Below are 9,765 nucleotides of genomic sequence, written 5' to 3'. Positions count from 1 at the left end.
GCTCCGCCACGAGGGAAAAAGCTGTCCTCGCGAGAATCCCGCTGAGAACCCGCGGCGGTGCCGGGTGCGTGCGTGGTCGCCGCTCAGCGGCTGCGCCGCTGACAAGAGGACTACGGAGAAGCTCTGGGGCGTTCGGCTCGGTCAGAACGCTGGCCAGGGGATGGCGGGCCAGTCGCCGGAGGGGGCCGGGAACTCGTCGGCGGTGAGCAGGGCGTCGACCCGGTTGACGAGCGCCTGCACCTCCTTCGGGGTGATGTGCTCGGCCAGCCGGGGCGCGACATCGCCCTCCAGCAGGGCGCGGAACCGGCTCAGCGCCTCCACCGCGTCCGCGGGAAGCCGCTCCCCGATCCAGCCCCACAGCACCGTGCGCAGCTTGTTCTCCGCGTTCAGGCTCACGCCGTGGTCCACGCCGAACACCTCGCCGCGCGGCGAGTGCAGCACGTGCCCGCCCTTGCGGTCCGCGTTGTTGATCACGATGTCGAGCACGGCGAGCCTGCGCAGCTCCTCGTGCGCCGAATGCACCAGCAGCACCGGGTCACCGCGGTGGTCCTGGGCGCGCAGCACCGCGCGCCAGCCCGCGGGCACCTCCGACGGCGGCACCAGGTCCACCAGGTCGGAGTCCTCCTCGGTGTCCACCCACAGCTGCACCATGCCCGGGCCGAACGGCCCGTCGCGCAGCAGCGTCGGCGGGATCAGGTTCCAGCCCAGCGCCTCGGCCACCAGGAACGAGCCGACCTCGCGCCCGGCGAGGGTGCCGTCCGGGAAGTCCCACAGCGGCCGTTCCCCGCGCACCGGCTTGTACACGCACTCCGCCGCGACGCCCTCGTGCTCGACGGAGCAGAAGAGCGTGGCGTTCGAGGCTTCGACGAGCCTGCCCTCGACCTCGATGCGGCCGTGTGCCAGGACCTCGCGAACGGCCGGATCATCGGGGTGCACGGTCGGCTAGTCCTCCTCGGAGCGGCGGTACCCGTTCTGCCGCGGGCAGATGTGCCCCTCCGAGTCCAGCGGTTCCCCGCACAGCGGGCACGGCTTGCGGCCCGCGTTGAGGACCCGTTCGGCGCGCTCGGCGAACGCGCGGGCGTCGGCGGGGCTGAGGAACACGCGGACCGCGTCCGGGCCTTCCTCGGTGTCGTCGAGCACCACCGACTCGTCGATCTCCTCCTCGGTGACCGCGAGCAGTTCGACGACGACGGCCTCGGTCTCGGCGTCCCAGCCGAGGCCCATGGTGCCGACGCGGAACTCCTCCTCCACCGGGACCGCGAGCGGGTCGGTGTCGAGCGAATCGTCCGGCGGCGCGGCGGGCAGTTCCGCGTCGAAGCGGCGCTGCACCTCCTCCAGCAGCGCGCCGATCCGTTCGGCCAGCACCGAGACCTGCTGCTTCTCGAGCTGCACGCTGACCGTCCGGACGTCCTCGGACGCCTGGAGGTAGAAGGTGCGCTCGCCGGGTTCCCCGACGGTCCCTGCGACGAACCGGTCGGGCTGGCGGAAGACGTGGATGACACGAGCCATGGCACCTTCGACAGTAGGCCACCCGGCCCGCGGGCCGCGAAGCCGTCCCCTGTTCGGCCCGGCACGGTCCCTCAGCAGCACCGTCGGCACCACGCGGGCACCTGCGCCCCTCCGGTGCGGGGGGTTCACCCGACCCGCTCGTGCTGTTCGCCGAACGCGAACACACCGCCGCGGGCTGCGGTCCCGATCACCGGCGGCCCGCTACGCTCTGGCCACCCACGATCCGGCCCTCCGGACGGAGTCATGCCATGAGCACCCGTGAACGACACCGGCCGACGCGGCTGCGGGCGGGCGACACGGTCGCCGTGGTCGCCCCGGCGGGCCCGGTGCCCGCCGACCAGCTCGACGCCGGGTTGGAGCTGCTGCGCGACTGGGACCTGCGGGTCGTGCCCGGCAAACACGTGCGCGAACGCCACCCCCGGCTGCGCTACCTGGCGGGCGCCGACGCGGACCGGGCCGCGGACCTGCAGCGGGCCTGGTGCGATCCGGAGATCGACGGCGTGCTGTGCGCCCGCGGCGGTTACGGCTGCATGCGGGTCCTCGACCACCTGGACTGGACGGCGATGGCCGCGGCCGGGCACAAGGTCTTCGCCGGGTCCAGCGACGTGACCGCGCTGCACGACGCGTTCGGCGCGCGGCTCGGCGTCGCCACCGTGTTCGGGCCGATGATCGGCACCGGCGCGTTCGTCGACGACGCCCCGGCCCGCGAACACCTGCGGCGCACCCTGTTCACCCCGGAATCGGTGACGATCCTGACCCGCGGCGGCGCGGAGGCGCTGGTGCCGGGGCGGGCGCGCGGCATCACCTACGGCGGCAACCTGTCGCTGCTCGCCGCCGGGCTCGGCGCCCCGGACGCCGCGCCGCCCCCGGTGCGCGGCATCGCGCTGCTGGAGGACGTCGACGAGGACCCGTACCGGCTGGACCGGGCGCTGACCCAGCTGCTGCGCGCCGGGTGGTTCGACCGGGCCAGCGGCATCGCGCTGGGCTCGTGGACCGGGTGCGGGCCGGTGGACGAGGTGCGGGCGGTGCTGCGCGACCTGCTCGGCGATCTCGGTGTCCCGGTGCTGTGGGAGCTCGGCTTCGGGCACTGCGCGGCGCAGCGCACCGTTCCGCTGGGGGTGGCCGCCGAACTCGACACCGCGGCGCAGCGGCTGAGCGTCCTGCAACCCGCGCTGCGGTGACCGTCGGGTAGAACGGCGGGATGCGGGTTCGGGCGATCACTCCGGAGAAGCTGGCGGGCGAACTCGCCGACGCCGTCGACGCCATGCGCTGCCGGTGGCCGCGGATCGCGGTCGACGGGGCCGCCGCGGCGGGCACCGCGGACTTCGCCGACGGGCTGGTGGAACCGCTGCGGGTGCGCGGCCGCGAGGTGGTGCGGGTGCGGATGGCCGGGTACGTGCGGCCGGCTTCGCTGCGGTTCGAGCACGGCCGGGACGATCCGGACTCGTTCTACGAGAGCTGGTTCGACCTCGCCGGACTCCGCCGCGAAGTGCTCGACCCGCTCGCCGAGGACGGGACCGGGGAGGTGCTGCCCGCGCTGTGGGACGCCGCGACCGACCGGTCCCCCAGGCTCGACCGGGTGCGGCTGCCGGAACGCGGCGTGGCCCTGGTGGACGGCCCGCTGCTGCTGGGCGCGGGCCTGCCGTTCGACCGCGCGGTGCACCTGTGGCTGCCGGGTGCCTCGCTGGCGCGCCACACGCCCGAATCCGAGCGCTGGACGCTGCCCGCCTTCGACCGCTACCACGCCGAGGTCGCCCCGGAACGCCTCGCCGACCACGTGATCCGCGTCGACCGCCCCGGCCACCCGGCCGTCGTCGACGCCTGGACCTGACCCGGAGTCCGCCGGTAGCCGATCACCCGGGACGGCGGTCCAGGGCGGGGACCGCCGCCAGCAGGGTCTTCGTGTAGTCGTGCCGCGGGTCGAGCAGGACCTGTTCCACGGTGCCGACCTCCACGATCTCGCCCCGGTACATCACCGCGACCCGGTCCGCGATGTTCCACGCCAGCCCCAGATCGTGCGTGATGACCAATGTGGACAGTCCGCGTTCGACGCGCAACCGCAGCAGCAGCGCCAAGATCTCCCCGCGCACCGTCGCGTCCAGCGAGGCCACCGGCTCGTCCGCGACCAGCACCTGCGGTGCCAGCACCAGCGCCCCGGCGATCACCACGCGCTGCCGCTGCCCGCCGGAGAGCTCGTGCGGGAAGCGGGACAGGAACGTCGACGCGGGCCGGAGTTCGGCAGCCTCCAGCGCCGCGGTGACCTTCGCGGCCTCGTCGACGACGTCGCCGTGGATGCGCAGTCCCTCGGCCACGGCCTCGTAGACGGTGTGCCGCGGGTTCAACGCCCCGGTCGGGTCCTGCAGCACCAGCTGCACCCGCCGCCGGTAGTCGCGCAGACCGGTGCTGTCGGTGGGCAGCGGACTCCCGTCGAACAGCGCCCGGCCCGCGGTGGGCCGTTGCAGGCCGAGCAGGGTGCGGGCCAGCGTCGTCTTGCCCGAGCCCGACTGCCCGACGAGCGCGACGACCTCGTCCTCGCCGACCTCCAGGTCGACGCCGCGCACCGCGCGCACCGCCGCCCCCGAGCGCGCCGGGAACTCCACCACCACGCCTTCGGCGGCCAGCAGCGGCCGCCCGGCGGGCCGGGCCGGTTCGACGAGCCGGAACCGCGGGTCGCCGACGGTCGGGAACGCCTCGGCCAGCGCCCGGCTGTGCTCGTGCTGCGGCGCGCCCATCACCTGCTTCGACGGCCCGTGCTCGACGATGCGGCCCTCGTGCATGACCGCGATCCGCGCGCAGCTCGCCGCCAGCACCGACAGGTCGTGGCTGATCATGAGCAGCGCGATGCCGCGCTCGGCGACGAGCCTGCCCAGCAGGGCCAGCACCTGGGCCTGCACCACCACGTCCAGCGCGGTCGTCGGCTCGTCGGCGATGATCAAGCGTGGGTCGCAGGCGAGCGCCATCGCGATCATCACGCGCTGCTTCTGCCCGCCGGAGAGCTCGTGCGGGTAGGCGTCGGCGCGGTCGGCGGGCAGCTCCACCGATTCCAGCAGTTCCGCCACCCGCCCGCGCAGATCACCGGTGGCGGTGCCGTGCAGTCGCATCGGTTCGGCGATCTGCGCGCCGACGGTGCGGACCGGGTTCAACGCGTGCATCGCGCCCTGGAACACCACGGAGGCGGTGGACCAGCGGGCCGCGCGCATCCGGCCGAAGGACAGGCCGCGCACGTCCTCCCCGTCCAGCAGCACCTCCCCGTCGAGCACCGCCGAGCGCGGCAGCAACCGCAGCACCGACATCGCCAGCGTCGTCTTGCCGCACCCGGATTCCCCGGCGAGGCCGAGGGTGTCGCCGGGTTCCAGGCTCAGGTCCACGTCGTGCACCGCGGGCACCAGGCCGTCGGCGCCCCGGTAGGAGATCGACGTGCCGCGCAACGTCAGGATCGGGCTCATCGATTCCCCCGCAACCTCGGGTTGAACACCGCTTCCATCGCCCGGCCGCACAGCGTGAAGCTCAGCACCACCAGCACGATCCCCACGCCGGGCGGCAGCAGGTACCACCAGGCGCCGCCGGTGACGGCCCCGGTGTCCATCGCGGACTTGAGCATCGAGCCCCAGGAGACCCGGCTCGGGTCGCCGAGGCCGAGGAACGACAGGGTGGACTCCATGATGATCGCGCTGGCCACCGACAGCGTGGTGTTCGCGAACACCAGCGGCAGCACCGCGGGCAGCACGTGCCTGCCGATGACGTGCCGGTTCCCGCCGCCGAGCACCTGGGCGCGCTCGATGTAGGGCCGGGCCTCCACGGTGAGGGTCTGCGCCCGCACCAGCCGCGCGGTGGTGGGCCAGGAGGTCACGCCGATCGCCAGCACGATCGTGCCGAGCCCCCGCGAGAGCACGGTGGACAGCGCGATCGCCAGCACCAGCGCGGGCAGCACCAGGAAGAAGTCGGTGAACCGCATCAGCAGCGCGTCGGTCCAGCCGCCGAAGTGCGCGGCGAGCACGCCCACCACGGTCCCGATCACCACCGACAGCACGGCGGCGGCCAGCCCCACCAGCAGCGACACCCGAGCGCCCCACCAGGTCAGCAGCAGCACCGAGCGCCCGGACTCGTCGGTGCCCAGCCAGGCCGACCCGCTCGGCGGCTGCAGCGCCTCCCCGGTCACCTTCGTGACGTCCAGCCCGGTCTGGTCGGTGAGCAGCGGTGCCAGCAGCGCCAGCGCCGCGATGAGCACCAGCAGCACCAGCCCGACGAGCCCGCCGCGGTCGGCGCGGAACACCCGCCACGACTCGCCCGCGGCCGCCCGCCTGCGCGCGCGCACCAGCCGGGCCGCGTCCCGTTCCGGCGGGATGACCGGTTCGGCGGCCGTCATGCCGCACGCACCCGCGGGTCCAGGACCCGGTAGAGCAGGTCCGCCACCACGTTCATCACGATCACGCTCCCGGCCAGCACGATGAACGTGCCCTGCAGCAGCGGCAGGTCGGGCACGCGCAGCGCTTCGAAGGTCAGCAGGCCCAGTCCGGGCCACGAGTACACCGTCTCCACCGTGATCGCGCCGCCGACGACCAGCCCGAGGTGCAGGAAGATCAACGTCACGGTGGGCAGCAGCGCGTTCGGCACCGCGTGCCTGCGCCGCACCAGGTCTTCGCGCAGGCCCTTCGCGCGCGCGGTGGTGAGGTAGTCGGCGCCCATCTCCTCCAGCAGCGAGGAGCGCATCACCATCAGGTACTGCGCGTAGATCACCGCGACCATGGTCAGCGCGGGCAGCACCAGGTGCCGCGCCACGTCCAGCACCTGCGAGATCAGCACCGGCGGCGTGTCCGGCGAGACCATGCCGCCGACGGGGAACAGCCCCGGGATGGGCCCCACCCCGACGCCGAACACCATGAGCACGATCAGCCCGAGCCAGAACGTCGGCACCGACCACAGGGTCAGCGCGATGGAGGTGGAGGCCTTGTCGAACGCGCTGCCGTGCCGCCACGCCGCCCGGGTGCCCATCCACAGCCCGAGCGCGACGGCCAGCACGGTCGCGGTGCCCACCAGCAGCACCGTCGGCCAGAACCGCTCGGCGATCAGCTCCGCCACCGGCCTGCTGTAGGTGTAGGAGGTGCCGAGGTCACCGCGCACCAGCGCACCGAGGAAGTCGACGAACTGCTTCCACAGCGGCTGGTCGAGCCCGAGCCGCTGCCGCAGCTGTTCGAGCTGCTCGGCGGAGACGGGCGCGCCGCGCGTCATGGTGCGCACCGGGTCGCCGGGCAACACCCGGAACAGGAAGAACCCGAGCACCGCCACCAGGAACACGCTCACCAGCCCGCCCCCGAGCTTGCGCGCCAGGTATCCCGGCCAGCCACCGCCGGTGCGGCCCCGGGCCGCCTGGTCGCCGGCTTCGACCGTCAAGTCGGCCATGCCTCACTCCCGTTCGTCGACGGTGGCCCGCCGGTGCCGCGCCACCAGCAGGATCACCGCACCCGCGACGACCACCACGCCGGCCAGCACCAGCAGGGTGGTGCGGTCGTCGGCGGCCCGCGAGGTCATGGCGGCCGCGGTGGGCTGCGCCCCGTAGTAGCCCCAGTAGCCCTGCTGCCCGGTGATCACGCCGCCGTCAGCGGGCTGCAGGGCGAACCCGCTGAACCGGTCGGAGCGGTAGGCCTCCAGCGAGTTCTGGTAGTACAGCACCGAGGAGGCCGCCTGCTCGTAGAACCGCTCCTGGGCCTGCTTGACCAGCTCGATCCGCTTCGCCGGGTCGAACTCGCCGAGCTGCTCCGCGTAGAGGTCGTCGTAGACCGGGTCGCACAGGAACGAGTCGGGCGTGCCGCCGCCCTCCGGGGTGGGCCGGGAGGCGCAGGTCTGCAGCCGCAGCACGTAGTCCGGGTCCGGGTTCGCCGACCAGCCGGAGATCGCCAGGTCGAAGTCCCCGGCCGTGGTGCGGTCGTTGACCTGGTTGTCCGAGACCGGTTCCAGCTGCACGGGGATGCCGACGTCGGCGAGCCACCGCTTCACGAACTCCCCGACCTGCGCGTCGGCGGAGGCGCTGGCGTGCAGCATGAACCGCAGGTCCAGCGGCTCCCCCTGCGGGCTGCGGCGGGTGCCGTCGGGTCCGCGCCGGTAGCCGGCCTCGTCGAGCAGCCGGTTCGCCTCGGCCAGGTCGAACTCGCGCGGCCGCGGCGGGTTCCAGTGGTAGTCGTCGAAGATCGGCGGGAGGTAGCCGCCGCCGACCTGCCCGTACCCGTTGAGCACCCGCTCGACCAGCGCCTCCTTGTCGACGGCGTGGTCGATGGCCCGGCGCACCCGCACGTCGCGCAGCGCCGGGTCGCCGCTGCCGATGGGGGCGCCCGTGCTGTCGGCCGCTCCCGGGTTGATCAGCATCTCGAAGAAGCGCCTGCCCTGGCCCTTGACCTGGGTGATGCCCGGTTCGTCCGCGAGCGCGTCGAACTGGGCGGGGGTCAGCTTCGGCGCGACGTCCACATCGCCCTTGCGCAGGGCCTGCACCGAGGCGTCGGTGTTCTTGAACTGCACGAACTGCAGCTCGGAGACCTTCGGCGGCCCGCGCCAGAACTCCCGGTTCGCGCGCAACGTCGCGTACTGCTCCGGTTCGTACTCGGTGAGCACGAACGGGCCGGACCCGACCAGCGGCATCCGGTCGTTGGCGAACCCGGCGACGTCCCGGAGCCCGGACCACACGTGCTCGGGCACGATCGGCGCGTCGATGGCGAGCATCGTGGCCTGCGGGGTCTTGGTGCGGATCACCAGGGTGCGTTCGTCGGGCGCGGCGACCGAGGCGAAGTTCTCCACGAAGTTGCCGTTCGCGGTGGCCGCCGCCGGGTCCCGCATCATCCGGTCGTAGGTGTAGGCGGCGTCGCGGGCGGTGACCGGCTGCCCGTCGGTCCACCGCACGCCGTCCCGGATGCGGAAGGTCCAGGTCAACCGGTCCGGGGAGGTCTCCCAGCTCTCCGCGAGCTCCGGGGTGACCGAGAAGTCCTCGGGGCTGTAGGTCGTCAGCGTCGGGTAGATCAGCCGGAACAGCTCGGTGGCGGCCAGCGAGTACCCGAGGAACGGGTTGAGCGAGTCGATCTGCTGCGGCACGGCGACCCGCAGCCGCGCCTCTCCCTGCCCCGCGGGCGCCGCGATGGCCGCGTTCGGCACCAGCAGCCCGCCCAGGACGAGCAGCGCGACGAGCAGTCTCCGCCCCACGATGCACCCCACCCTTCTCCAGAAGTGAGGAGAAAGAACCATCCCCGGGTGCGGTTAGTCAATGCTTCACGAGCCGTGCCGCGGCCCAGGTCACGGAGTGTGTACTCAACCGTTACGCGCCACCGGATCGGCCCGCGCCCAGCTGCACGATCAGCTGTCGCCCCAGCGGGCCTGCTGCCATTGCACCGCGTCCGGCCGGGCGCCGTCGACGACGTAGCCGAGCAGCCCGGCGCGCAGGTCGCGGAACGGCAGCACCGAGTCCTTCGGGAACAGCAGCGCGCTGCCCGCGTCGAACCGCAGCTTCGGCGCGTCGGGCAGCGGCACCGGGTTGCAGGTGTGCCACGAGGTGAGGTCGCCGTCCTCGGACTCCTCGGTGTAGTTGAGCACCCCGACCTCGGCGTCCACGTCGGTGACGATCCGCAGCTGCTGGTACGGCCCGGCGATCTCGTCGCTCTCGTACGGCCGGTCCCACACGTACAGGTGCGCGGCCCGGCCCGCTGTCGGCGGCCGCAGCACCTTCTCCACCAGGGCGGCCTTGTCGTCGCCGGACGTGGCGTAGTGGCGCTCGCCGTCGACGACGGCGGTGGCGACGGTGACGCCGAGTTCGCTGTTGCGCGCGCCCACCGCTTCGGAGCGCAGCGCGTCCAGGCACTCCCGCGCCTCCCGGAGGGCCTTGATCGCGGAGCCCTGGTGCAGCACCAGCTCGCCCCAGTACGGGTGGCCGTGGATCTTGTTGAGCTCGCCGTAGACGGCGTTGGTGGCCTCGATCAGCTTGTCCACCTGGTCCAGCGGAACGTCGGAGAGGCGGGCGAACACGACCGCCAAGGGTTCGACCGGGCCGTCTTGCAGAGGCGGATTCGACATGCCTTCGTTGCACCCCACGGGAGTCGATTCTGCTGGTCTCGCACGGACACGCCGCGAGCCATGATGCCAACCCGCTCGGCGCCCGCGGACAGCGGTACCGGGAGAACGAAGACTACCTGTCGTGATCTTGTCACTCCGCAGCGCGTACGCCCGCGGTGAAACCCCAGTTCGGCGCCCTGCGCGAACGCAGCGGGCCGCCCGCCCCAC

General features: G+C 73.1%; 9 protein-coding genes. 2 read left to right on the top strand and 7 right to left on the bottom strand.

The window, feature by feature from the left end; genetic code table 11:
- Positions 1-141 precede the first annotated feature (141 nt).
- Positions 142-936, bottom strand: a complete 795-nt coding sequence (locus ABZ805_RS28620) for an SCO1664 family protein (protein ID WP_358446849.1) — start codon at positions 934-936, stop codon at positions 142-144.
- Positions 937-942: 6 nt separating this feature from the next.
- Positions 943-1,509 (bottom strand): DUF3090 domain-containing protein, encoded by a 567-nt coding sequence (locus tag ABZ805_RS28615; RefSeq protein ID WP_358446846.1) that lies wholly within the window; start codon positions 1,507-1,509, stop codon positions 943-945.
- Between the two features lie 248 nt (positions 1,510-1,757).
- On the opposite strand from ABZ805_RS28615, the gene ABZ805_RS28610 reads away from it, so the two are divergent.
- The gene (locus ABZ805_RS28610) at positions 1,758-2,690 is read left to right on the top strand and encodes an LD-carboxypeptidase (RefSeq protein ID WP_358446844.1); all 933 of its coding nucleotides are present in this window, start codon (positions 1,758-1,760) and stop codon (positions 2,688-2,690) included.
- A 20-nt stretch (positions 2,691-2,710) separates the two neighbouring features.
- Positions 2,711-3,340 carry a uridine kinase gene (locus ABZ805_RS28605; protein ID WP_358446841.1) on the top strand — a complete coding sequence of 210 codons (630 nt, stop codon included), beginning with the start codon at positions 2,711-2,713 and terminating at the stop codon, positions 3,338-3,340.
- A 22-nt stretch (positions 3,341-3,362) separates the two neighbouring features.
- On the opposite strand, the gene ABZ805_RS28600 is transcribed toward ABZ805_RS28605, so the two are convergent.
- The 5 genes from ABZ805_RS28600 to ABZ805_RS28580 all read right to left on the bottom strand — a co-directional run bounded on the left by ABZ805_RS28600 (position 3,363) and on the right by ABZ805_RS28580 (position 9,558).
- A complete protein-coding gene (locus ABZ805_RS28600) occupies positions 3,363-4,955 on the bottom strand; it encodes an ABC transporter ATP-binding protein (protein ID WP_358446839.1) in 1,593 nt (530 codons plus the stop codon).
- Positions 4,952-5,875, bottom strand: a complete 924-nt coding sequence (locus tag ABZ805_RS28595; RefSeq protein WP_358446836.1) for an ABC transporter permease — start codon at positions 5,873-5,875, stop codon at positions 4,952-4,954. Before ABZ805_RS28595 ends, ABZ805_RS28600 begins: the two co-directional genes overlap by 4 nt.
- Positions 5,872-6,909 (bottom strand): ABC transporter permease, encoded by a 1,038-nt coding sequence (locus tag ABZ805_RS28590; protein WP_358446833.1) that lies wholly within the window; start codon positions 6,907-6,909, stop codon positions 5,872-5,874. The genes ABZ805_RS28595 and ABZ805_RS28590 overlap by 4 nt, the downstream gene beginning before the upstream one ends.
- Before the next feature lie 3 nt (positions 6,910-6,912).
- Positions 6,913-8,694 (bottom strand): ABC transporter substrate-binding protein, encoded by a 1,782-nt coding sequence (locus ABZ805_RS28585; protein WP_358446831.1) that lies wholly within the window; start codon positions 8,692-8,694, stop codon positions 6,913-6,915.
- A gap of 150 nt (positions 8,695-8,844) precedes the next feature.
- A complete protein-coding gene (locus ABZ805_RS28580) occupies positions 8,845-9,558 on the bottom strand; it encodes an Imm1 family immunity protein (protein WP_358446829.1) in 714 nt (237 codons plus the stop codon).
- Positions 9,559-9,765: the final 207 nt, after the last annotated feature.

Origin of the sequence: Saccharopolyspora sp. NPDC047091, from assembly GCF_040643635.1 — a bacterium.
GTDB lineage: Bacteria > Actinomycetota > Actinomycetes > Mycobacteriales > Pseudonocardiaceae > Saccharopolyspora_C.
This window is presented reverse-complemented; position numbering and strand designations above follow the sequence as displayed.

Bases quoted from the DNA above. Each gene is read 5' to 3' on its own strand.
- ABZ805_RS28615 (WP_358446846.1), bottom strand. From the start codon at position 1,509: ATGGCTCGTGTCATCCACGTCTTCCGCCAGCCCGACCGGTTCGTCGCA.
- ABZ805_RS28610 (WP_358446844.1), top strand. From the start codon at position 1,758: ATGAGCACCCGTGAACGACACCGGCCGACGCGGCTGCGGGCGGGCGAC.
- ABZ805_RS28605 (WP_358446841.1), top strand. From the start codon at position 2,711: ATGCGGGTTCGGGCGATCACTCCGGAGAAGCTGGCGGGCGAACTCGCC.
- ABZ805_RS28600 (WP_358446839.1), bottom strand. From the start codon at position 4,955: ATGAGCCCGATCCTGACGTTGCGCGGCACGTCGATCTCCTACCGGGGC.
- ABZ805_RS28595 (WP_358446836.1), bottom strand. From the start codon at position 5,875: ATGACGGCCGCCGAACCGGTCATCCCGCCGGAACGGGACGCGGCCCGG.
- ABZ805_RS28590 (WP_358446833.1), bottom strand. From the start codon at position 6,909: ATGGCCGACTTGACGGTCGAAGCCGGCGACCAGGCGGCCCGGGGCCGC.
- ABZ805_RS28580 (WP_358446829.1), bottom strand. From the start codon at position 9,558: ATGTCGAATCCGCCTCTGCAAGACGGCCCGGTCGAACCCTTGGCGGTC.